Genomic DNA, 22,545 nt, shown 5'->3' with positions numbered 1-22,545 from the left:
TTGCAGGTTGAATATCAGAGGGCGTATTGGGCAATCCCGTTGCCGAACGACCAGTTCTCTTTTTTCACTTCCACCAGATTAATGAAAACGTCCTCCAGGCGCACCGCCAGCTCTGCATTAAGGCTTTCGGCGATGGTTTTGTAGAGGAGTTTTTTCTGCTCGACGGTTCGTCCTTCGCTCATGGTGATCTGGATCACCACCAACTGGTCCGAACGGTTGATGCCCAGATAACCGGAATCAAAGATGAAATGCTGCGCATCGTGTTCGGCGAGTATCTGGAAATTATCGTTCTGCGGCACACCGATGGTGCTGTGCATGGCGGCGTAGATCAGTTGGCCGATGCGTTTGACGTGGGTGGGGTCCTGATGTTTTTTGATGTCGACGCGAACCAGTGGCATGGGAAGACTCCAGAAGGAATGCAGGTCGATTAAAAATACATGATGGTAGACCTTTATCAAGCGCGGATTGCACTCAGGCGATCAAGTGCAAGTGCCGACATCGCCGCATTCCCTTGTAGGAGCCGGCTTGCCGGCGAAGGCGGTCTTGAGCCATGCGCCGATTTTTCGGACGCCTTCGCTGGCAAGCCAGCTCCTACAGGTGATTTTGTCGGCGAACTGGTACCACCGTTCCTCACCTAAGTCTTTGCTTCTGCTCACTAATCCCCCAGAATGCCGCCCCTGTTTCGGCCGGACGCCGCCTGTCGGGTATTCCGACGCGTCCTGGCCGGGTGGCAAGTGACCGGAATGTGGAGATCCCACCGGATGAATGATCAGGCCAATAGCGTTAACGAACGCTATGTAGAAGCGACACCCGCGACGCTTTCGAGCTGGAATCGCCAGGACACCACCTGGATGCTGGGCCTGTTTGGCACGGCGATTGGTGCGGGAACCCTGTTTTTGCCGATCAACGCAGGCCTGGGCGGTTTCTGGCCGTTGCTGGTCCTGGCGCTGCTGGCGTTCCCGATGACGTTCTACGCACACCGTGGGCTGACCCGTTTCGTGCTGTCCGGTCGTGAAGGCGCCGACATCACTGAAGTGGTGGAAGAGCATTTCGGCATCAAGGCCGGCGCGCTGATCACCTTGCTGTACTTCTTTGCGATTTTTCCGATCCTGCTGATCTACAGCGTGGCCCTGACCAACACGGTCGGCAGCTTCATGGAGCATCAACTGCACATCACGCCGCCACCGCGCGCCGTTTTGTCGCTGGTGCTGATCCTCGGCCTGCTGGCGGTGGTGCGTTGCGGTGAGCAATTGATCGTCAAGGCCATGAGCCTGATGGTCTACCCGTTCATCGTCGCGCTGCTGTTCCTGGCGGTTTACCTGGTTCCCCACTGGAACGGCGGCATCCTCGCCACCGCCAGCAGCGTGCCGGCACCGTCGGCGTTGCTGCACACCCTGTGGCTGGCGATTCCGGTGATGGTGTTCTCGTTCAACCACTCGCCGATCATCTCGGCGTTCGCCGTGGACCAGAAGCGTCGCTACGGTGAGCACGCCGAGGAGCGCAGCTCGCAGATCCTGTCCCGCGCCCACCTGCTGATGGTGGTGATGGTGCTGTTCTTCGTCTTCAGTTGCGTGCTGACCCTGTCGCCAGCGCAACTGGCTGAAGCCAAGGCGCAGAACCTGTCGATCCTGTCGTACCTGGCCAACCACTTCAGCAATCCGACCATCGCCTTCGCGGCGCCGTTGATTGCCTTCGTGGCCATTTCCAAGTCGTTCCTGGGGCACTACATCGGCGCCAGCGAAGGCCTCAAGGGCCTGATCGTCAAGAGCGGCAAGCGTCCGTCCGCCAAGGCCCTGGACCGCATGACCGCCGCCTTCATGCTGGTGGTGTGCTGGATCGTCGCTACGCTGAACCCGAGCATCCTCGGCATGATCGAAACCCTCGGTGGCCCGGTGATCGCGGCGATTCTGTTCCTGATGCCGATGTACGCCATCCGCAAGGTGCCGGCGATGGCACGCTATCGCGGTCAGGCCTCCAACGTCTTCGTGACGGCGGTGGGCCTGGTGGCGATCACGGCGTTGATCTACTCGCTGACCGCGTGATCTACCGGCCTGCTCGCGCAGTGCCGGATTGACAGCTACAGTGGCCGCTGCACGTGATACGTGCAGCGGTTTTTTTTCGCCTGGAGACACTGGATTGTCGAGCGCCCCAAACGCTAACCCCACCGAGCAACCCAACCGCTGGCAGGACCTGTTGGCAGGTTTGTCGATTGCCGGCCTGTTGCTGCCCGAAGCGGTCGCCTATTCAAGCATCGCCGCCCTGGCGCCCCAGGCCGGGGTGATCGCCTTGTTCGCCGGATTGCTGTGTTATGGCTTGTTCGGCACCAGCCGCTTTGCGATTGTCTCGGCCACTTCATCCGCCGCCGCCGTACTGGCCGCCGCGACCGCCACCCTGGCCAATGGCGATCCCGGGCTTCGCTCGACCCTGGCCTTCGGCCTGGTGCTGGTGACCGGGGCGTTTTTCTTGCTGGCGGGGTTGTTCAAGCTCGGCAGCGTGACCTCGTTCATCGCCAAGCCGGTGCTGCGCGGTTTTGCTTTTGGCCTGGCGCTGACCATCATTCTCAAACAGGTCGCCAGTGTGGTCGGCGTGCATTTGACCGAGGCCAACCTGGTGGGCTTCCTGCCGCAATTACTGGAACAACTGACGCAATGGAACTGGGCTGCAGCGGCGGTCGGCGCCGTGGCATTGGCCTTGTTATGGCTGTTTGCGCGGTTTCGGCGCCTGCCCGGTGGTTTGTTGGTGGTGGTGATCGGCATTGCGGCGGGGCAGTGGCTGGACCTGCCGGCCCATGGCGTAAAGCTGATCGGCGTGATTGACCTGAGCCTGGAGGTGCCGAAGTTGCCGGTACTGCCGTTTGCCGACTGGCTGCGTCTGGGGGAATTGGCGTTCGCCATGGTGATGATTCTGTATGCGGAGTCCTATGGCTCGATCAGTTCTTTTGCTCTAAAACATCGCGATCGGGTCAACTCGAACCGCGACCTGCTGGCTCTGGGGGCTTCCAACCTGTTGTCCGGACTGTTCCACGGCATGCCAGCGGGAGCGGGGTATTCGGCGACCTCGGCCAACGAGGCGGCGGGTGCCACTTCGCGCCTGGCCGGTATCGTGGCGGCACTGGTGGTGCTGGTCATTGTCCTGACGGTGCTGCCTTACATCGCCCTGACCCCGGAACCGATCCTCGCCGCTATCGTTATCCATGCCCTGGGGCGCGGCTTGAGCCTGCAGCCGCTGGGACGCTATTTCATCTGGCGCCGTGACCGCTTGCTGGTGATCTGCGCCGTGGCTGCGGTGTTGGTGCTGGGGGTGCTGGACGGCTTGCTGGTGGCGGTGGCGATCAGTGTGTTGCTGATGCTCAAACAGATGTCGGCGGCGGATATCCAGATCCTGGGGCGCATCGATGGCAGTCACGACTTTGTCGACCTGCAACGCCACCCAACGGCACAAGCCGTGCCGGGCGTGTTGATTGTGCGACCGGGGGAAGCGTTGTTCTTTGCCAACGTCGAACGGATTCTTGGCGGTGCCTTGCGTCTGATCCGGCATTCGCAAACGCCGGTTCATTCGGTGATTCTCAGTCTTGAGGAATCACCAGATCTGGATGGCACCAGCATCGAGGCGTTGCAGGAGTTTTTCGCGCGGGTGCATCAGGAGGGCAAACGCCTGATTCTGGCGCGTCTGAAGGACGACGCACAAGCGGCGTTGGCGGCGTTGCCGCAGGTGGAGGTTAGCGGGGTGGTGCTGAGTGGGTTGAGTGTGGATGGTGCGGTGCAGCAGGCCCACAAGCTGAACGCATAACCTGTGGGAGAGCTTTTGTGGCGAGGGGGCTTGCCCCCGTTGGGTCGCGCAGCGGCCCCAGTATTTCCATGACTAAACAGTGTTTACCGAATTTACGACTGCTACGCAGCCGAACGGGGGCAAGCCCCCTCGCCACAAAAAGCTCACACTTCACTGGCGAATTTTCAGGCATAAAAAAACGCCGCTCATCTCACGATGGGCGGCGTTTTTCATTGCGTTGCAACGTTAGGCTTGAACGACCGGGATGTTGGCGTTCGCAGCAGCTTCACGGAACTCGGCGATCTGGTCGAAGGACAGGTAGCGGTAGACATCGGCCGCCATGCTGTCGATCTTGCCAGCGTATTCCATGTACTCCTCGACGGTCGGCAGGCGACCCAGGATGGAAGCCACGGACGCCAGTTCAGCCGAAGCCAGGTAGACGTTCGCGCCGTCACCCAGACGGTTCGGGAAGTTACGGGTCGAAGTCGACACGACAGTCGAGTTCGGCTCTACACGTGCCTGGTTACCCATGCACAGCGAGCAGCCCGGCATTTCCATACGAGCGCCGGCCTTGCCGTAGATGCCGTAGTAGCCTTCTTCGGTCAGCTGGTGAGCGTCCATCTTGGTCGGCGGCGACAGCCACAGACGGGTTGGCAGCTGACCCTTGACCTGTTCCAGCAACTTGCCGGCAGCGCGGAAGTGACCGATGTTGGTCATGCACGAACCGATGAACACTTCGTCGATCTTCTCGCCAGCAACGCTGGAGAGCAGGCGAGCGTCGTCCGGATCGTTCGGCGCGCAGAGCACAGGCTCTTTGATGTCGGCCAGGTCGATCTCGATGATTTCAGCGTATTCAGCGTCTTTGTCCGCTTGCAGCAGCTCAGGGTTGGCCAGCCAGGCTTCCATTGCTTGAGCGCGACGTTCCAGAGTACGTGCATCGCCGTAGCCTTCGCCGATCATCCAGCGCAGCAGAGTGATGTTGGACTGCAGGTATTCGGCAATCGACTCTTTGGACAGCTGGATGGTGCAACCGGCAGCCGAACGTTCAGCCGAGGCGTCAGACAGTTCGAACGCTTGCTCTACGGTCAGCTTAGGCAGACCTTCGATCTCCAGGATGCGACCGGAGAAGGCGTTCTTCTTGCCTTTCTTCTCTACGGTCAGCAGGCCAGCCTGGATCGCGTAGTAAGGAATGGCGTGAACCAGGTCACGCAGGGTGACGCCTGGCTGCAGTTCGCCTTTGAAGCGAACCAGGATCGACTCAGGCATGTCCAGCGGCATGACGCCGGTGGCTGCGGCGAACGCAACCAGACCGGAACCGGCCGGGAACGAGATGCCGATCGGGAAACGGGTGTGGGAGTCACCACCGGTACCGACGGTGTCTGGCAGCAGCATGCGGTTCAGCCACGAGTGGATGATGCCGTCGCCCGGACGCAGGGAAACGCCGCCGCGGGTCATGATGAAGTCAGGCAGGGTGTGGTGGGTGGTCACGTCGATCGGCTTTGGATAAGCCGCGGTGTGGCAGAAGGACTGCATCACCAGATCGGTCGAGAAGCCCAGGCACGCCAGGTCTTTCAGTTCGTCACGGGTCATGGGACCGGTGGTGTCCTGGGAACCCACGGTGGTCATCTTCGGTTCGCAGTAGGTGCCCGGACGAACGCCGGTCACGCCGCAAGCCTTGCCGACCATTTTCTGCGCCAGGGTGAAACCCTTGGTGCTTTCAGCCGGTGCTTCAGGCTTCTTGAACAGGGTCGAAGGTGGCAGACCCAGCTCGGTGCGAGCCTTCTCGGTCAGGCCACGGCCGATGATCAGCGGAATACGGCCGCCAGCACGAACTTCGTCCAACAGGACCGGAGTCTTCATTTCGAAGGTGGTCAGGACTTCGTCGGTGCCGTGCTTGCAGACTTTGCCAGCATGCGGGTACAGGTCGATCACGTCGCCCATGTGCATGTTGGAAACGTCGAATTCGATTGGCAGTGCGCCGGCATCTTCCATGGTGTTGTAGAAGATCGGAGCGATCTTGCTGCCGAAGCAGAAACCGCCGGCACGCTTGTTCGGTACATAAGGAACGTCGTCGCCGAAGAACCACAGTACGGAGTTGGTGGCCGATTTACGCGAAGAACCGGTACCGACCACGTCACCGACGTAGGCGATAGGGAAGCCGGCGTTGCGCATTTCTTCGATCTGCTTCATCGGACCGGTGACGCCTTGTGCGTCAGGCACGATGCCGTCGCGAGCCATTTTCAGCATGGCCAGGGCGTGCAGCGGGATGTCTGGACGGGACCAGGCATCAGGCGCAGGGGACAGGTCGTCGGTGTTGGTTTCGCCGGTGACCTTGAACACGCGCAGGCTGATCTTGTCGGCCAGGGTCGGGCGCTTCACGAACCACTCGCCGTCAGCCCAGGATTGCAGCACGCCTTGGGCGTGAACGTTACCGTTCTTGGCTTTTTCAGCGACGTCGTGGAAGGCGTCGAACATCAGCAGGGTGTGCTTGAGTTCTTTGGCAGCTACTGGAGCCAGTTCGGCGTCGTCCAGCAGGTTAACCAGAGTCACGATGTTGTAGCCGCCCTGCATGGTGCCGAGCAGTTCAACAGCGCGCTTCTTGTCGATCAGGGGGGATTTGGCTTCGCCTTTGGCGATGGCGGACAGGAAGCCGGCCTTTACATAGGCTGCTTCGTCCACTCCAGGCGGAACGCGATTGGTGATCAGGTCAACGAGGAATGCTTCTTCGCCAGCCGGGGGATTTTTCAGCAGCTCGACCAGGCCTGCAGTTTGTTCGGCGTTTAGCGGCTGGGGAACGATACCCAGTGCTGCGCGCTCTTCGATATGTTTGCGGTAGGCTTCAAGCACAGTTATTACCCTCATCAGTGGTCCCAAATGGGTGTCCGGGACGCTCATCCCGAAATTGCCGTACTCATGCGCTGCATGGCGTTTTGAGCCACTTAGCCAGAATTACCGACAATTCCTTACAGAAGCTGCTTTCAAAGTTTTACGCCTGCAGAACGGGAGCTGATGAGGGTTGGCGTTGGGCTTTTCCCCGCTGGAAAAACCCCTCGCCAACACCGCTCTGAAGGAACGACTGTGCTCGTGACGCTTTGAAAACAGCTTCTAACGGACATTGGCGCCTAAAAAGGCAGGCTGATTCTACGGCAAAAAAAAATTAAAGGTAAGTCAGTGTTTATTGGACTTTGGTGGTGACGCTCAGCAGAGCCCGATTCTCCATGGGCGCTGAACTTTGAGGGGTGATCAATGGCCGACAAAGGGCTAACATGCCGGCCTGTTCTGCTTTTTCGCGTTTTGCCTATCTATGCCCAATCAGACCATCAAGACACCCTGCGTCGGCCTCTGCTCCACTGTTTACGGTGACTTGGTGTGCCGTGGCTGCAAGCGTTTCCACCACGAAGTGATCCACTGGAACGGTTACAACGAGGAAGAAAAGCGCGCGGTATGGCTGCGTCTTGAGCAGTTGCTGTCGCAGGTGATGGCCGCCAAGGTGGAAATTTTCGATCCGGCACTGCTCCGAATGCAGCTGGAGCAGCGCAAGATCCGCTTCGTGCCCCATCAGTCGGAATATTGCTGGGCCTACCAGCTGATTGCCAGGGGGGCACGGGTGATCAACAACCTGGAAGCCTACGGGATGGTGTTGCTGCCGGAGTTTCGCGAGTGGAACCTGCCGGAATTGCGCGATGCCATTGATCGGGAGTTTTTCCTGCTCTCCGAAGCCCATTACCAGCGCTACATTGTGCCGGGGTTCCTGAAAGATGCCTTTGGCGGCTGAGCCGCTGATATGTGGCGAGGGGGCTTGCCCCCGTTGGGTCGCGAAGCGGCCCCTAACATTCTTACTGACCCACCGTGCCACCAAGTATTGCGACTGCTTCGCAGCCGAACGGGGCGGTGCGGCGGTCCGACAAGCCCCCTCGCCACAAAAGCATGTTCGGCTTCAATGCTTGTCGGCAATCTCCTCAAGATGATCCGCCACTTCCATCGGCTTGAGCACCAGCACGTCGCTCTCGACCGAATCGAGCACCACTTCCGCCGTATTGCCGATCAACGCCCCTGACAACCCGCTACGTGCCACGGTACCGATCACCGTCACTGCCGCCTGCAGCCTGTGCACCATGAACGGAATCAACACGTCCGCCGGGCCTTCCTCGATGTGCAGGTGATCATCGTCGATGTCGAATTCCGCCTGGAACGCCTTGCACTGTTCGCGATAGCGCGCCTGGATGGTTTCGCTGAGTTGAAACGTCGGGTCGGCCGCCGACAGCATGGGCGACGGGTGGGCGCAGATCACATGCAGGTGGGCCTTGGCCAGGCCGGCGATGTCATAGCCATGATCGATGATGGTGTTGTGCAGGTGGCGATGTTCGTCGTCGGCGTTGCCCACGTCGATGGCCGCCAGGATCACTTTGTCTTGCCAGGAACCGGAGGTCTTGACCAGCAGCACAGGCGCCGGACAGCTGCGCAGCAGCTTCCAGTCATCCGGGGTCAACAGGGCCTTTTTCAACGCGCTGTCGGGAAAGTGCTGCTTGACCACCAGCCCGCAGCCTTCGGCCTGCTGAACGTCGACGATAGTGTCATGCAGGGTGTCGCGCCACGCCTGCTCGGTGGTGACGCTGTAGCCGATTTCCAGCAGCTCTTCCTTGAGCGCCCTGAGGTGTTCGGAGTGATCATGCTTCTTGTCACAGACCAGCAGGTGCAAGTGCGCCTGGGTCTTGCAGGCGATCAATTTGGCGCGGGCCAGGGCCAGGCTCTCATCCGGTGAGGGTTCGATGACCACCAGAATGCTGCGAACGGCTTGCATGTGCGGTATCTCCTGAAAATAAAAAAGCACGGCGTTGCACAACTATAGTTGCTGTCTGCAATTCGGGGACTTGATGCATATCAACGGTTGGCGACTGGTGGTCTGCGGGCAGGCCGGTATAATCGGCGCCCTTCGTTTTGAACCTATTTTTCCGTGAGCCCCATGATCCTTCCCGAAATTCACGAGTTCCTTGGCTGCCGCACCCCCGACGGCTGGATCCAGGCCGCGCTGGCCGATCAGGAAACCCTGCTGATCGACCACAAGAACTGCGAATTCAAGGCTGCCAGCACCGCGTTGAGCCTGATCGCCAAGTATCACTCCCACGTCGATCTGATCAACATGATGTCGCGCCTGGCCCGGGAAGAGCTGGTGCACCACGAACAGGTCATGCGCCTGATGAAACGACGCAAGATCGAGCTGCGCCAGCTGTCTGCCGGGCGCTATGCGTCGGGGCTGCGCAAGGTGGTACGCAGTCACGAGCCGGTGAAGCTGGTGGACACCCTGGTGGTGGGCGCGTTCATCGAGGCCCGCAGTTGCGAGCGTTTCGAGGCGCTGGTGCCGCATCTGGACGAAGAACTGGGCAAGTTCTACTTCGGTCTGCTCAAGAGCGAGGCCCGGCATTTCCAGGGTTACCTGAAACTGGCCTACCAGTACGGCGACGCCAAGGACATCGCCCAGGTGATCGACAAGGTCCGCGCCGCCGAGCAGGAACTGATCGAGTCACCGGACGTGGAATTCCGGTTTCACAGCGGTGTGCCGGAAGCGGCGTAATCCCGCAATACCCAGTCATGGACGGCTCAAACCCAACCGTTCATGCCATTGGGCGATGGACTCTTCGGGGTACACATCGAACTGTTTATCCCTTGGTTGCGCCTGGACCTCAACCCACGTCGCCTTCGAACCCAGCATCAGGTGCGTATGCTCTGGCGGCACCGGCAGCGGGGTATCGATGGCCGAGGCGAACGGATGAATCAACTCCGGCCACTCTGGACTGAACAACCACAGACCCGAGCCGCAGACCGAGCAGAAATGCCGTTCGGCGGTGCTGCTGTGGGCGCGTTTGTCGCCGTATTCCTTGAGTCGCGCATGGTAAATCGCGATGTGCTTGCGTCCGCGAACCTTGAGGCTGGCGGCATCGCCACCGAGGTTGATCGCATAGCCACCACCGCCCTGGGTCTTGCGGCAGATCGAGCAGTAGCAGCGCTGGTAAGGGTAGGGGTGGGCGCAGGTCAGACTGAACGACACCGCGCCGCAATGGCAGGAACCTTCGAGTTGCATGGGAGCCTCCGGCTGTCCTGAACTTACCCTGGACAGCCTAGACCGTCAGGGCTATTCGACCGGCACCAGAATCGCGTCGTCCTCCGGTTGAGGATTCAACATGCGCCGGGTGCGGGTGTATGTCATGGTCCAAAAGGGAAGGTGATGGGCAGCAACAAGACTGCATTCGACTGGAGTCTTGTTGAAGCGCTGCTGTCTCGGCAACGGGGCTACCCAAATAGGTCGTAGGGCGACTTTGCAGTAGTCATTTTTCACCGAAAGTCGGATTATAAAAAAATAAATTGACAAAAAATAAAGAATAAAGTTCGTTTTAGGTCTTGATTTGGTCTGAATTTGGTGTACAATGGTCGCAGACGGTCACTTTGTGTGCCGTCTAAAGGTTCTGGGTGGGGTTTCGTCCAGATCTGTTTCATGTAGGCGCGGTATATCCGGCGTCCCCAGGATGGAGGTTTCCACTCATGAGAGTCGAAACGATCAGCTTTTTGAAAAAACACGCATCTGACCTGCCTCTTGATGAGCCAATGGTCGTCACACAAAACGGTGTTCCTGCCTATGTTGTGGAGTCTTACGTTGAGCGTAAGCGCCGTGACGAAGCAATCGCCCTGGTGAAAATGCTCGCAATCAGTTCGCGCGAGTATGCCCAAGGTAAACACTGTTCGACTGATGAACTGAAAGCCCGTTTGAGCAGGAGATTTGCCCACAAATAAAAACAGGAGATTCAATGAATAAGTTCACAGTCCGCTTCACCGAAATCGCTCAACAATGCATCGAAGACCAGATCGAATATCTGGCCGCCTTTAACGGTCTTCAATCCGCCGAAAAGCGGGTTTACTCCGTCATTGACGACATCGGGGACAAGCTCTTGTCCGCACCCTATGGTTACCCCGTAAGTCCTCAACTGAGCGAGCTGGGTGTCATGCAATACCGTGAACTCAACACAGAAGGCTACCGCGTCCTCTACGAGATTTTCGAGGCGGATCAGGCTATTGCCGTAAGTCTGGTTTTGGGAGGCAAGCAGAGCGTTCAGGACGCACTCGTCCGTTACTGTTTGCTCAGCATGTACCAGCCCCCGGCGTGATATCGCTTGCCAGCTCTGACGTATCGCGCCATGAGCATGCTGCGTAGCTTCTGTCCCGGCGCTTAAGTGTTGGGATCGATCCTGCGTCAATCTCCCCCTTTCTTTCCTGTCTTGGTACCGACAGCACGTTCGCGCACCTGCTATCTATTTGCGCTGGCCAGTTGCGGCACCGGGTCATGAACTGCCTGGCGCAGTGCCTCTAAACGGACTGCTTGTTAATTCTGTTTGAAGTCGGAACTGGTGCGAACAACCAGGGATGGGAAGTTGCGCGGCAAGCGCCGTGTCGTTGAAACCAACTACGGCCAAATCACTTCCCGTGACCAAGTTGCAAGCTCGCGCCGCGCCCATCAGCCCGATGGCGAGGAAGTCATTGACAGAAAAAACGGCGGTTGGACGATCTGGACCACTGTGTAATTTCAAACCGGCTTCATGGCCGGACGGCACATCGAAATGGCTGGTAATTACCCAGTCGGCTCTGATTTCGACGCCGGTTTTGTGGCAATGGTCGCCAACGCCCTTAGCCTGTGGTCATTCCAATCCCCGTTGAAGAGGTTTGACCATGGCCCGCTTGCTCGACACCACTCCCAAACAGGACGGTTTCCGTCTGCCCGGCGAATTCGAAGCCAAGTCCGGTTGCCGGCTCGGCTGGCCGGAGCGCACCGACGTCTGGCGCAACGGTGCCAAGCCGGCACAAAAAGTCTGGGTGCAGATCGTCACCGCCGCAAGTGCGCGTGGTGGAAATGACCTGCAATGACACCTGGTTCCGCGACAGCGGGCCGTGCTTCGTGGTCAATGACCAGAGCAGCGAAGTGTGCGGCATCGACTTCGAATTCCACGCCTGCGGCGGCCTGTACTACCCGTAGGACAAGGACGACCAGGTCGCCAGCAAGATCCTCGAAATCGAACGCTTCGATCACTATCGCGCCCCGTTGATCGCCGAACTGGGCGGCATCCAGAGCGACGGCCAGGGCAGCTCCTGACCACCGAACCAAGCAGCAACTGCCGCATTTCGCCGGGGTCGGCGAGGAGTTCCGCCAGCACATGGCGGTGTTCGATCCGGGCAACCGCTACGCCGGGATCTACGCCTGGGGCACCACGGGCGTGGGTTATCAGGAGCAGGCCGTCAAACAGCGCCTGCCCGACGCGCCGACCGACAGTTGGGCGATGCTGTTCAACCCGGCCGTGGTCGCGAAATTTGCCGATTGCGGGGTCAGCCTGCTCAACGATCCTAATGAAGTGTTTGCGGCGGTCATGAAGTACATGGGCCTGGACATCAACCGCCAGAGCCTCGATGACCTGAAGCTGGCCGAGCAGCAACTGGCGAAGATTCGTCCGTACATTCGCTACTTCGACAACGACCTGAACATCAGCGACCTGGCCAACGGCAACACCTGCGTGGCGATGTCGTGGAACGGCAACGTGGCCATCGCAGCGGGCCAGGCCGAGGCGGCGGGCAAGCCGTATTCGCTCAAGTACCGGATTCCGAAGGAGGGCACGTTGATCTGGTTCGACGCCATGGTCATTCCCAAGGACGCGCCGCACCCGAAGGCCGGCCTGGCGTTGATGGACTACCTGATGACTCCGGAAGTGATCGCGCCGATCACCGACACTATCCATTACGCCAATGCGATCACGGCGGCGGACGGCTTGATCGACCCGGCGATTCGCGATGATCCGGGGACGTATCCGACGGCTGCGGTCAAGGCTTCGCTGTACAGCAAGAACGACAACGGCAAGGTGTTCAACCGGGCGTTGATCAGGGCGTTCAGTCGGTTGAAGTCGGGGTTGTAACTAGCTTCGGGTGATGTATTGGCTGGGCTGAAGCCTTCGCGGGCAAGCCCGCTCCCACAGGTTTTGTGTTCGACATAAGACCTGTGGGAGCTGGCTTGCCTGCGATGAACGATAACGAGGTCTACCGGTTGGGCACCCGCCACAAATACCAGGAGGCCACCGTCCGGTAAGGGCTCCACGCCAACCCAATCTCGATCATCTGCTTGCGCGTCGGCTGCACCTCCAGCCCCTTGAGCCGTCGATAACCCTCACGCACGCCAAAATCATCGGCCGGCAGGATATCCGGGCGTTCCAGGCTGTAGATCAGCAGCATCTCCACGGTCCAGCGACCCACGCCGCGCAAAGTGATCAGGCGTTCGATCAGCGCTTCATCGTCCATGGCCAGCGCCGTGGCGTAATCCGGCACTACGCCGTCCAGCGAGGCTTGCGCGATGCCCTGGATGGTCGCGATCTTGCTCGCGGAAAACCCGCAACTGCGCAGTCGGTCGAAATCCGTGGCGACGATCTGTTCAGGCCGGGGAAACGAATCCGAACCGAACAGCGCCAGCAACCGGCCGACAATCGCATCGCCGGCCTTGGCGTGCAGTTGTTGATAGGCAATTGCCCGCACCAGCGACTCATACGGATCACGGGCCGCATGGGGTTGGTGCAGGCACGGGCCGATGGCGTCGATGTGGCGGCGCCAGTTGTCATCGATGGCGGCCAGGAAGGCACTGGCCGCCCGATAGTCGTCGGCCATGGGCTCAGGCTTTCCCGGACGGTTTCAACAGGGCGTTCACTTCGCCATAGGTCAACGCCTTCAGGTCGTGGCTATCGAACCGGCCGGTTTGCAGAAAGCTTTTGGCGATGCCGGCCATGGCGCCGTAGAGGAACTCGGCGATGCCCGAACCCGCAGTCAGGCGGCGTACACCGAGTGCCTCAAGCGCTTCGGGGGATGGCAGGCCCGGGAACCCCAGCACATTCAGTGGCAGGGAGGTGCCCTGGCACAGCGCCTTGATCTCGTACTCCGCGGTAACGCCGGCGGCAAACAGGCCATTGGCACCGGCCGCCTGATACAGCGCAGCGCGCTTGAGGGTTTCGGCGACGCGATCTTCGGCGGGCACCAGACCCCGCAGATAAACATCGGTGCGCGCATTGATAAACAGGTTCACGTTGCGTCGATCGGCCACCTGGCGCGCGATCTCAATCTTGCGTACCAGCAACTCCGGCGGCGAGGAACCGTCTTCGATGTTGATCCCGACAGCGCCTGCGGCGATTACCGCATCAACCACCAGGGCCACCCGTTCCAGGTCATCGGAATAACCGGCTTCGATGTCCACGGTCAGCGGCACCGAAATGACCCGGGCAATCGACTCGACCGTCGAAACCAGACGCTCAAGGGGCAGGGTGTTGCCGTCCGGATAGCCATGCACCCAGGCCACCGCCGCGCTGCTGGTGGCCACGGCCTTGTTACCCAGTTGCTCCACCAGCCGCGCCCCGGCGGCATCGGCGACGTTGGTGAGGATCAGCAAACCTTCTTGATGCAGTTGGTGCAGTTGATTGTCGAGCCTGTCCATCGAGTTTCCTTCCTTATGAAAAAACTGTGGGGGGATCAGAATGCCAGCTGCTCCGTGAGCTGCACCGCGGCGTTTTCCAGCCTGAGCAGAAACGCCTTGCGCGGCTGGCCTCCAGCGTAGCCGGTCAACGAGCCGTCGGCGCCGATCACCCGGTGGCAGGGCACGACAATCGATAAGCGGTTATGCCCGTTGGCCAGGCCCACCGCCCGGCTGGCACCGGGCTTGCCCAGGCTCGCCGCGATGGCGCCGTAGGTGGTGGTCCGGCCGTAGGGGATTTTCGCCAGTTCGGCCCAGACCCGGCGGGAGAACTCGCTGCCGGGCATGTGCAAGGCCACGCTGAATTCAGTGAGCGTGCCGGCGAAGTACGCGGACAATTGCGCTTCGATCTGCTGCAAATGCGCGTTGTGCCCCGGCGCCACGGCATAACCGAAACGGTTTTGCAGCGCTTCGACCGCAGGGTTCAGCGAGGCCTGGTCGAGAAACTCCAGCAGCACCAGCCCACGCCGTTCGGCCATGGCGATCATCGGCCCCAGCGGCGTGGTCAGGCGCGTGAACAACAGCGGCTCGCTGTTGGCCGCGCGGCCCGGGGTGATGTGAAAGGATTTCTGAAAGGCATCGCGAAAACCGCTCAGGGATTCGTAGCCGGAATCGAAGGCGACGTCGTCGATGGAGTCGCCCTGTCTGATCCCGTTCAGCGCCATGCCCAGGCGTCGGGCGCGCAGCCAGGCGTGGAAGGTCATGCCGAAATGCTGCTTGAACCAGCGACGCAGTTTCAGTGGTTCGATACTTTGGGCCAGTAGTTGGGCGTCGGTCCAGCGCTGCTCCGGGTCGGCGTCTACCGATCTGAAGAGTGTCTGCACCCAGTCCGGCGCGCTGGCGGCGGTGTCCAGTGGTTTGCAGCGCAGACAGGCGCGATAGCCCGCCGCCAGGCATTGTTCGGCGTTGGCAAAGAACTCGACATTTTCCGGCTTCGGGCTGCGGGCGGTGCAACCGGGGCGGCAGAAGATGCCTGTGGTCTTGACCGCCGTGAAGAACACCCCCTCGTAGGAGGTGTCTCGCTCGAGCATGGCGCGAACCATCTCGGCACGGGGCGGAAGCAGCGTTTTTTGTAGGTTCATGGGCGCAGCATAGATCGCGTTATGGATGGCCTCCACCGGAAAATCGACAGCGAATTTCCGATTTTCACAATGATCCGTAGGATCAAGCGCGTCTGGCCATCAGCAGTACCGAAGCCGCTGCTGACAGTAAGCCTGCACAGCAACGGTTGAATATCCGCTTGCCCGACGGCCTGGCGAACCAGCGGCGCATGTGCAGGCCCATGTAGGCGTAGGCGCCGATGGCGATCCATTCCAGCACCAGAAACAGAGCGCCCAACACCACGAACTGCGGCCCGATGGCGTGGGTCGAGTCGACGAACTGTGGCAGGAACGCGGTGAAGATCAGGATGGCCTTGGGGTTGCCGGCCGCGACCAGAAACTCCTGCCGGGCCAACGCCAGCGTGCCCACGGGGGCAGTGGTGACAAGGTTTTCGACACCCGCATCGGCGCGCCACAATTGCCAGGCGAGGTAGAACAGGTAGGCCGCGCCGAGGATCTTGATCGCGTAGAACAGCAGCTCAGAGGTTTGCAACACCACCGCCAGTCCCGCCGAGGCCAGGGCAATCATCCCGGCGAACGCCAGCAACCGGCCGATGCCGGCCACACACGCGGTGCGGTAGCCATAGCGGGTCGAATTGCTGACCGACAGCAGGTTGTTGGGGCCGGGTGCCATGTTGAGGGCAAAGCAGGCTGGCAGAAACAGGGTGAGGGTGGCGAGGTCCATGGTGGGCTCCTGTAGCAAGAGCGCTATTTTTATCACGGCTCACCCTTGGCCAGACCCATACAGTCATGGGCGCAAACCACCGTACACGGGGCTATCTGGCGAACTTTTTCGCCCCGGCCACGCAGAGGATCACGGCGACGGTGACACCCAGCATGCCTACGCTGACATGTTCATGCAGCAGGGTGGCGGCCAGGGTCAGCCCGAAAAACGGCTGAAGCAGTTGCAATTGCCCGACGGCGGCGATGCCCCCTTGGGCCAGGCCGCGATACCAGAACACGAAACCGATCAGCATGCTGAACAGTGAGACGTAAGCCAGGCTGAACCACGCCGGCGTGGTGATGCCGGTGAACGACGCCGGCATGCGCATCCAGCTGAGCACTGCCACGACCGGCAGCGACAGCACCAGCGCCCAGCTGATCACCTGCCAGCCACCCAGCGTGCGCGATAGTTTCGCGCCTTCGGCATAACCCAGGCCGCAGGCGAGGATGGCCAGCAGCATCAGGATGTCGCCTTGGGGGGAGGCGGTCAGCCCTTGGGACAGGGCAAAGCCGACCACCAGCAGGCTGCCCAGCACCGAGAAAATCCAGAACGCCGCCCGTGGCCGCTCGCCGCCGCGCAGGACGCCGAACACCGCCGTCGCCAGGGGCAACAGGCCGACGAAGACGATGGAGTGCGCGGACGTCACGTATTGCAGCGCCAGCGCGGTCAACAGGGGAAAGCCGATGACCACGCCCAGGGCTACGATCATCAGCGGTATCAGTTGCTGGCGCGCCGGGCGTTTTTCCTTGAATAACCACAGCAGGCACAGCGCCAGGACCGCCGCGATGGTTGCGCGCGCGACGGTCAGGAACACCGGGTCAAACTCCAGCACCGCCACCCGCGTCGCCGGCAGCGAGCCGCTGAAGATCACCACGCCGATCAGGCCGTTGATCCAGCCGCTGGTGCTGTTTTCCAGTGTCCGGTGTTGCAGGTTCGAGGTCCGTTCCATTTGGCTCACGCTCATTGTCTGATTGCACGAAACTCATCCTATGAGCGACTATCGATACAATCAAAAAATTGTCATGGATACATCTCGACATGCCTCGATCCCGTTACAAGACCCTGGTGGATGCCTTTGCCGCCGACATCCGCTCCGGTCGTTTGCCGCCCGGCACGCGCCTGCCGACTCACCGGCAACTGGCCACCGAGCACGGTCTGGCACTGGTCACCGCCAGCCGGGTGTATGCCGAGCTGGAGGGCATGGGCCTGGTCAGCGGCGAAACCGGACGCGGGACCTTTGTCAGGGAAACCTCGTTGCCGCCGGGGCAGGGCATCTCGCAGCACGTGGTGGCGGCGGGGATGATCGACCTGAATTTCAACTACCCGTCCTTGCCCGGTCAGGCCGACCTGTTGCGCACGGCCTTGCGTCAGCTGGCCTTGTCCGGCGACCTGGAATCGCTCCTGCGCTATCAGCCCCACGCGGGACGCCTGCACGAGCGGGCCTCGGTCGCGCGTCATCTGCTTGACCGCGGGCTGAACGTGCCGGCCGAACAGGTATTGATCGTCAGCGGTGCCCAGCATGGCCTGGCGGTGGCGATGATGACGCTGCTCAAGCCCGGCGATGTGATCGCCGCCGATGCGTTGACCTATCCCGGTTTCAAGACGCTGGCCGAAACCCTGCATCTGGAAATATTGCCGATTCCGGTCACGGATACCGGGCCTGATCTGCCCGCCCTGGATAAGCTCTGCCGCAGCCGTTCGGTACGGGCCGTCTACTCGATGCCGACCTTGCACAACCCTTTGGGCTGGGTGATGGACCTCGATCAGCGCGAGCAGTTGGTGGCGATTGCGCGCCGGCATGACCTGACGATCATCGAGGACGCCGCCTACGCGTTCCTGGCCGAAAACGTACCGCCACCGCTGGCCGAGCTGGCGCCGGAGAGGACGGTGTACGTGTCCGGTCTGTCGAAGAATGTCGCCACCGGGCTGCGTGTTGGCTTCATCGCCGCACCCGCGCAATGGGTCGCCGCCTGCGAGCGCACGATCATGGCGACCACCTGGAACACCCCGGGCGTGATGACCGCCATCGTCACGGCCTGGCTCGACGACGGCACCGTCAGCCAACTGGAGGAGCAAAAACGCGCGGACGCCCGGGCCCGGCAAGCTTTGGCCCGCGAGGTACTGGCGGGGCTCAGGACCATCAGTCACCCGAACTCCTATTTCATCTGGCTGCCGTTGGCGGAAGACGCCCGGGCCGACCAGATCGCCATGGCATTGATGCGCGAGCAGGTGTCGGTGTCGCCGGCCGAACCCTTTGCGGTTTCGGCCCATGTGCCGCACGCGATACGCCTGGCGCTGGGCTCCGTGGACATGGATTCGCTGCGGGTTGCCCTGGGTAAGGTTAAAAACGTCGTCGGCTATTACTCGTAGCGCTGCAGGGCAGTTTTCTTCAATACGCGAATCGCTCGGCTCTTTACCTTGAGGGCCTTGTTCAATTCGATGGAAGAAGGTGTGCAATGAGTCTGATGATCTCCATGGCGGCGTTTGCGCTGGTCGCTTCCATCACGCCGGGGCCAGTCAATATCGTGGCGTTGAGCTCCGGCGCACGGTTTGGTTTCCGGGCCAGCCAGCGTCATGTGGCTGGGGCCACCCTGGGATTTGTCCTGCTTTTGGTGCTGATGGGGCTGGGCCTGCATGAGTTGTTGCAACGGTGGCCAGCGCTGACCCAGGTGGTGCAATGGGCGGGGGTGGCCTTTCTGTTGTACATGGCCTTCAAGCTGGCGGCCGACAATGGGCAGGTGCAGGCCAGTGAATCGGCCAAGGCGCCGTCGATGCTGTATGGCGCCATCATGCAATGGCTCAATCCGAAGGCCTGGCTGGCCTGTGTGGCCGGCATGGGCGCGTTTGTCGCCGATGGCGAGGCGCGCCTGGTCTGGCAGTTCGCCGCGATTTATCTGGTGATCTGCTATGCGTCGGTCGGATGTTGGGCGTATGCCGGGACGTTTTTGCGCGGTTTTCTGAACAACCCGGCGGGTATGCGCCTGTTCAATCGCGCCATGGCGTTGTTGCTGGTGGTGAGTGCGGTGTACTTGTTGTTGCCCTAACGGCAGTCACCAGGTTTTGTGGTGAAGTTACAGCTTTTGTGGCGAGGGAGCTTGCTCCCGCTGGGCTGCGAAGCGGCCCCCGCTTTCCTTCAGGCAAATCTTGCATGCAGGTTTTGCGACGGCTTCGCCGCCGGGCGGGAGCAAGCTCCCTCGCCACAGATCTATCCAAACCACCGATTCAGCCAAAACCACAGGCTCACCCCCGATACTGCCCCGGTGTCGCCGCCAGATGCTGTTTGAACGCCCGTTGAAAATGCGCCTGATCGGCGAACCCCGCTTCCAGTGCCACATCCGCGATCAGCTTGCCGCTGCGCAATTGATCCTGGGCGAACTGGATGCGCCGGTTCACCAGGAATGCGTGGGGGGTCATGCCGTAATGCTGTTTGAAGGCGCGGATCAGGTAGGACGGTGACAGTTGCGCCGCTTCGCAAATGTCTTCGAGCCTGAGGGTTTGCGTGCAGTGGTCGCGGATGTAGTCGGCCGCGCGCTCCAGCTTGAAGTTGGGTTCACGCAGCGGCGGGTCGGCCGGGTTGAGTCGTAGCTGCACATCGGTAAAGAACTCCACGGCCACGCTGTGTTTGCGCAGCACGTCTTGCTGTGGATCGACCAACACCTCATACAAGCCCGCGAGGCCGGCAAACAGCTGGGCGTCCCGGGTGTGGGTCAGGGAAAAACGGCGAAACGCCGCGTCATCGCTGAAGCCGAGTTGATGCTGCAAATCGGTCAGCCACGGCGTATCGACGTACAGCATCAAATACGACCAGGGTTGGTCTTCGATCGGGTTGCAGGCGTGGACGTCACCGGGGTTCATCAGCACCACCGTGCCGACGTCGACCTCGAACGCCGACTGCTCATGCAGATAAGTGCTGCGCCCGGCGGTGATCGCCCCGATGGAAAAGTGCTCGTGGGCGTGCCGGGTGTAGCAGACTTCGCGCCCGTCGGCGATGGAGCGGGCTTCGATGAAGGGCAGGGCATCATCGCGCCAGAAGCGCGGGGCCTTGTCGGCGTTCTTGGCAACGGCGTGCTTCATGCTCACTCCTCGGCAGGTCAGCGCCCGAGTGTATTAGCTCTCGCCGTCAAAGGCTCGTTGCAGTACGGCAATATCGAGTTTTTTCATCTGCATCATCGCCTGCATGGCCCGTTGGGATTTCTTCGTGTCGGGGTCCTTGATCATGTCCATCATCGCGACGGGGACGATCTGCCACGACAGCCCGAACTTGTCCCTGAGCCAACCGCATTGCTGGGCTTCGGGCGCGCCACCGGCCGACAGGTTGCCCCAGTAATGATCGACTTCTTCCTGGCTCAGGCAATTGACCTGAAACGAAACTGCCTCGCTGAACGTGAACAGCGGTCCGCCGTTGAGGCCGGTGAAACTCTGTCCGTCGAGTTCGAAGCTGACGGTCATGACCGAACCCTCGGGCCGGCCGTGGAACTCGAATCCGGCGTGGCCGTAATGAGTGATGGCAGTGATTTTCGAGTGGTCGAAGATCGAGCAATAGAATTTCGCCGCCTCTTCGGCCTGATCGTCGAACCACAGGCAGGGCGTGAGTTTTTGTACGCGTAGCATGGTGCCAGCTCCTCTGCAGGTAACGCATGTTCCGGACTTTCAGCGTAGTCAGCCTCTGGTCGTCTGGCCGTACCGTAGATCGAGAAAATTGCCGCAGGGTAGCGTCGCTGTAGTCAAAATGACTTTATATAGAGTCAAACAGACTATTTTTGTGGTGTGTCTTTATGACTCGTATATGCGCAAGCGCTTGGATCTAAAGGGGTAAAAACCTGGCACGGGACTTGAAGAGGTAAACGTACAACTGAACGCCTTCAGGAGTACGCACAATGTTCGACATCTTCAGCAACCCTCAGAACGTTCTTCAATGGTCGAGCCGTGTGCTCGGCGCGGGGCTGGCAATGCTGCTGGCCGGCATTTACGGTGCCTATCTCTACGACGGCCATCTGGCGATCACCGTGCTGGTGACCATGCACGCCATGACCATTCTCGGCCCGACCCTGTTGAAAATCGGCTATGTCATGCGTCTGCTTTCGCAGTATCGCCTGAGCCAATTCCCGGCCCGAGTGGTGGCTTGATGCGCAAACTGGCGGCTGCACCGCTCTTCAGCCTGGGCTTTCGACCCTTCTTTCTGGCCGGGGCCGGGTTCGCGGCCCTCGCCATCGCGATCTGGGCCTTGTGGCTGTACGGCCGCTTGCCGGGTGCGCAACCGGTGGGCGGCATGCTCGCCTGGCATCGACATGAAATGCCTTTCGGATTTGCCACGGCCATCATTGCCGGGTTCCTGCTGACGGCGGTGCCCAACTGGACCGGTCGGTCGGGGCTCAAGGGCTGGCCGCTGATCGGTCTGGTGCTGGTGTGGCTACTGGCACGGCTGGCCTGGTTCCTGCCGATACCGGCGCCCTTGTTGCTGGCCTTGCAGGTTCCGTTTCTGCCGTTGCTGGCGTGGGCGTTGGGGGGCGATCTGCTGGCTGCGGGCAAGCGCGAGAATTATCCGATTCTGTTGATGGTGATGCTGCTGGCCGGGTGTCAGGCGTTGACGTTGCTCGGGTTCTCCGTTGAAGACGCCAATCTGCAGCGCCATGGCGTGCTGGCTGCCTTGTGGCTGGTGGGCGCGCTGATGAGCGTGATCGGTGGGCGGGTGATTCCGTTCTTTATCCTGCGCGGCTTGAACCGGCCCGCAGCGCCTGCGGCCCATCCGTTGCCGGGCAAGGTGTTGCTGATCAGCGCCATGCTGGCGGCGGTGTCCTTTGCCGCCGGATTGAATGACGCCCCACGGGTTTGGCTGGCGCTAATGTTTGCGTTGATCAGCGTTTTGCATCTGCTGCGATTGTGGCGCTGGCATGATCGTGGCCTGTGGCGGGTGCCGCTGCTGTGGTCGCTGTACCTGGCCTACGCCTGGCTCGCGGTGGCGACGCTGGCCATGGCGCTGTGGCACCTGGGCTGGATGCCGCAGCAAAGCCTGGCCACCCATTCACTGGCCGTCGGCGGTATCGGCGGGTTGGTTCTGGCGATGATCGCCCGGGTCAGCCTGGGGCATACCGGGCGCTTGTTGCAGCCGTCAAAGGCGGTTGTTGCGGGGTTTGCCCTGTTGCTACTGGCGGGTGTGTGTCGAGTGTGGCTGGTGCCGTTTTCCGGTCAGGGTCTGGCGCTGTCGGCGTTGCTGTGGTGTAGCGCTTTCGGTGTTTTTGTCTGGCGCTACACCGGCATTTTATTGGGGCCGAGGCTCTAGCGAAGACCTTCAGGGCCGCCCTTCGAGGCGGCTTTTTCATGACCGGTGGTCGATGCGCCCCGGCCTGTCGGCAAATTTGCGCTTAGCTGAAGGGATAGCCCGAGGCGCGCGCAGGTTTACAAGGCCGCAGCGA

At 60.8% G+C, this 22,545-nt stretch carries 21 protein-coding genes and 3 pseudogenes; 12 read left to right on the top strand and 12 right to left on the bottom strand.

What is annotated here, in order from left to right:
• Window positions 1-14: 14 nt before the first annotated feature.
• Entirely contained in the window at window positions 15-398 is a 384-nt protein-coding gene (locus tag KGB07_RS27920; protein WP_046037243.1) for a tautomerase family protein, read from the bottom strand.
• 363 nt (window positions 399-761) lie between these two features.
• Here KGB07_RS27920 and KGB07_RS27915 point away from each other — a divergent pair, with 363 nt between their 5' ends.
• Window positions 762-2,042, top strand: coding sequence for a serine/threonine transporter (locus KGB07_RS27915; protein WP_046037242.1), 1,281 nt, complete (start codon window positions 762-764; stop codon window positions 2,040-2,042).
• 94 nt (window positions 2,043-2,136) lie between these two features.
• Window positions 2,137-3,789 (top strand): SulP family inorganic anion transporter, encoded by a 1,653-nt coding sequence (locus tag KGB07_RS27910; protein WP_223467268.1) that lies wholly within the window; start codon window positions 2,137-2,139, stop codon window positions 3,787-3,789.
• A gap of 225 nt (window positions 3,790-4,014) precedes the next feature.
• Here the strand turns inward: KGB07_RS27910 and acnB are convergent, their stop codons facing one another.
• Window positions 4,015-6,615 (bottom strand): bifunctional aconitate hydratase 2/2-methylisocitrate dehydratase, encoded by a 2,601-nt coding sequence (acnB, locus tag KGB07_RS27905; RefSeq protein ID WP_046037240.1) that lies wholly within the window; start codon window positions 6,613-6,615, stop codon window positions 4,015-4,017.
• Between the two features lie 457 nt (window positions 6,616-7,072).
• On the opposite strand from acnB, the gene KGB07_RS27900 reads away from it, so the two are divergent.
• Window positions 7,073-7,543, top strand: coding sequence for a DUF1289 domain-containing protein (locus tag KGB07_RS27900; RefSeq protein WP_046037239.1), 471 nt, complete (start codon window positions 7,073-7,075; stop codon window positions 7,541-7,543).
• A gap of 162 nt (window positions 7,544-7,705) precedes the next feature.
• Here KGB07_RS27900 and KGB07_RS27895 read toward each other — a convergent pair whose 3' ends face one another.
• Window positions 7,706-8,569, bottom strand: coding sequence for a universal stress protein (locus tag KGB07_RS27895; protein ID WP_046037238.1), 864 nt, complete (start codon window positions 8,567-8,569; stop codon window positions 7,706-7,708).
• A gap of 162 nt (window positions 8,570-8,731) precedes the next feature.
• On the opposite strand from KGB07_RS27895, the gene KGB07_RS27890 reads away from it, so the two are divergent.
• Window positions 8,732-9,340 carry a tRNA-(ms[2]io[6]A)-hydroxylase gene (locus KGB07_RS27890; RefSeq protein WP_223467266.1) on the top strand — a complete coding sequence of 203 codons (609 nt, stop codon included), beginning with the start codon at window positions 8,732-8,734 and terminating at the stop codon, window positions 9,338-9,340.
• A 15-nt stretch (window positions 9,341-9,355) separates the two neighbouring features.
• Here the strand turns inward: KGB07_RS27890 and KGB07_RS27885 are convergent, their stop codons facing one another.
• Complete coding sequence (locus tag KGB07_RS27885) at window positions 9,356-9,847, bottom strand: GFA family protein (RefSeq protein WP_223467265.1); 492 nt, start codon at window positions 9,845-9,847, stop codon at window positions 9,356-9,358.
• Between the two features lie 458 nt (window positions 9,848-10,305).
• On the opposite strand from KGB07_RS27885, the gene KGB07_RS27880 reads away from it, so the two are divergent.
• On the top strand, window positions 10,306-10,554 hold the full coding sequence (locus tag KGB07_RS27880; RefSeq protein ID WP_046037234.1) for a prevent-host-death protein: 249 nt from the start codon (window positions 10,306-10,308) through the stop codon (window positions 10,552-10,554).
• A gap of 14 nt (window positions 10,555-10,568) precedes the next feature.
• Entirely contained in the window at window positions 10,569-10,925 is a 357-nt protein-coding gene (locus KGB07_RS27875; protein WP_046037233.1) for a type II toxin-antitoxin system RelE/ParE family toxin, read from the top strand.
• A gap of 174 nt (window positions 10,926-11,099) precedes the next feature.
• Here KGB07_RS27875 and KGB07_RS29805 read toward each other — a convergent pair.
• A pseudogene (locus KGB07_RS29805) lies at window positions 11,100-11,429 on the bottom strand (substrate-binding domain-containing protein); the annotation flags it as partial.
• A 55-nt stretch (window positions 11,430-11,484) separates the two neighbouring features.
• On the opposite strand from KGB07_RS29805, the pseudogene KGB07_RS27865 reads away from it, so the two are divergent.
• Together KGB07_RS27865 and KGB07_RS27860 are read left to right on the top strand one after the other, a co-directional pair.
• Window positions 11,485-11,899, top strand: a pseudogene (locus KGB07_RS27865) (agmatine deiminase family protein); the annotation flags it as partial.
• Window positions 11,900-11,915: 16 nt separating this feature from the next.
• A pseudogene (locus tag KGB07_RS27860) lies at window positions 11,916-12,716 on the top strand (extracellular solute-binding protein); the annotation flags it as partial.
• A 121-nt stretch (window positions 12,717-12,837) separates the two neighbouring features.
• Here KGB07_RS27860 and KGB07_RS27855 read toward each other — a convergent pair.
• The 5 genes from KGB07_RS27855 to KGB07_RS27835 all read right to left on the bottom strand — a co-directional run bounded on the left by KGB07_RS27855 (window position 12,838) and on the right by KGB07_RS27835 (window position 17,081).
• Entirely contained in the window at window positions 12,838-13,455 is a 618-nt protein-coding gene (locus tag KGB07_RS27855) for a DNA-3-methyladenine glycosylase family protein (RefSeq protein ID WP_046037232.1), read from the bottom strand.
• Between the two features lie 4 nt (window positions 13,456-13,459).
• Window positions 13,460-14,272 carry an isocitrate lyase/phosphoenolpyruvate mutase family protein gene (locus KGB07_RS27850; RefSeq protein WP_046037231.1) on the bottom strand — a complete coding sequence of 271 codons (813 nt, stop codon included), beginning with the start codon at window positions 14,270-14,272 and terminating at the stop codon, window positions 13,460-13,462.
• A 35-nt stretch (window positions 14,273-14,307) separates the two neighbouring features.
• Window positions 14,308-15,390 carry a bifunctional transcriptional activator/DNA repair enzyme AdaA gene (locus KGB07_RS27845; RefSeq protein WP_223467263.1) on the bottom strand — a complete coding sequence of 361 codons (1,083 nt, stop codon included), beginning with the start codon at window positions 15,388-15,390 and terminating at the stop codon, window positions 14,308-14,310.
• Between the two features lie 82 nt (window positions 15,391-15,472).
• Window positions 15,473-16,093: a LysE family translocator gene (locus KGB07_RS27840; protein WP_223467262.1), complete on the bottom strand. Its 621-nt coding sequence runs from the start codon at window positions 16,091-16,093 to the stop codon at window positions 15,473-15,475.
• A gap of 91 nt (window positions 16,094-16,184) precedes the next feature.
• Window positions 16,185-17,081, bottom strand: a complete 897-nt coding sequence (locus tag KGB07_RS27835) for a DMT family transporter (protein ID WP_223467260.1) — start codon at window positions 17,079-17,081, stop codon at window positions 16,185-16,187.
• 89 nt (window positions 17,082-17,170) lie between these two features.
• Here KGB07_RS27835 and KGB07_RS27830 point away from each other — a divergent pair, with 89 nt between their 5' ends.
• Together KGB07_RS27830 and KGB07_RS27825 are read left to right on the top strand one after the other, a co-directional pair.
• Window positions 17,171-18,502 (top strand): PLP-dependent aminotransferase family protein, encoded by a 1,332-nt coding sequence (locus KGB07_RS27830; protein ID WP_223467258.1) that lies wholly within the window; start codon window positions 17,171-17,173, stop codon window positions 18,500-18,502.
• A gap of 86 nt (window positions 18,503-18,588) precedes the next feature.
• The gene (locus KGB07_RS27825; protein WP_046037225.1) at window positions 18,589-19,176 is read left to right on the top strand and encodes a LysE family translocator; all 588 of its coding nucleotides are present in this window, start codon (window positions 18,589-18,591) and stop codon (window positions 19,174-19,176) included.
• A 196-nt stretch (window positions 19,177-19,372) separates the two neighbouring features.
• On the opposite strand, the gene KGB07_RS27820 is transcribed toward KGB07_RS27825, so the two are convergent.
• Window positions 19,373-20,206 (bottom strand): AraC family transcriptional regulator, encoded by an 834-nt coding sequence (locus KGB07_RS27820; RefSeq protein ID WP_223467255.1) that lies wholly within the window; start codon window positions 20,204-20,206, stop codon window positions 19,373-19,375.
• A gap of 33 nt (window positions 20,207-20,239) precedes the next feature.
• The gene (locus tag KGB07_RS27815) at window positions 20,240-20,743 is read right to left on the bottom strand and encodes a VOC family protein (RefSeq protein ID WP_223467253.1); all 504 of its coding nucleotides are present in this window, start codon (window positions 20,741-20,743) and stop codon (window positions 20,240-20,242) included.
• Window positions 20,744-21,009: 266 nt separating this feature from the next.
• Between KGB07_RS27815 and KGB07_RS27810 the strand changes: the two genes are divergently transcribed.
• A complete protein-coding gene (locus KGB07_RS27810; RefSeq protein WP_223467251.1) occupies window positions 21,010-21,258 on the top strand; it encodes a transmembrane sensor/regulator PpyR in 249 nt (82 codons plus the stop codon).
• Complete coding sequence (locus KGB07_RS27805; protein ID WP_223467249.1) at window positions 21,258-22,412, top strand: NnrS family protein; 1,155 nt, start codon at window positions 21,258-21,260, stop codon at window positions 22,410-22,412. The genes KGB07_RS27810 and KGB07_RS27805 overlap by 1 nt, the downstream gene beginning before the upstream one ends.
• Window positions 22,413-22,545: the final 133 nt, after the last annotated feature.

The sequence above is a fragment of the Pseudomonas sp. GL-RE-26 genome, from assembly GCF_019956275.1.
In the GTDB taxonomy this organism is placed as follows: Bacteria; Pseudomonadota; Gammaproteobacteria; order Pseudomonadales; family Pseudomonadaceae; genus Aquipseudomonas; species Aquipseudomonas grandcourensis.
Note: the sequence above shows the minus strand (reverse complement) of the source record. Positions and strands in the feature narration are given on the sequence as shown.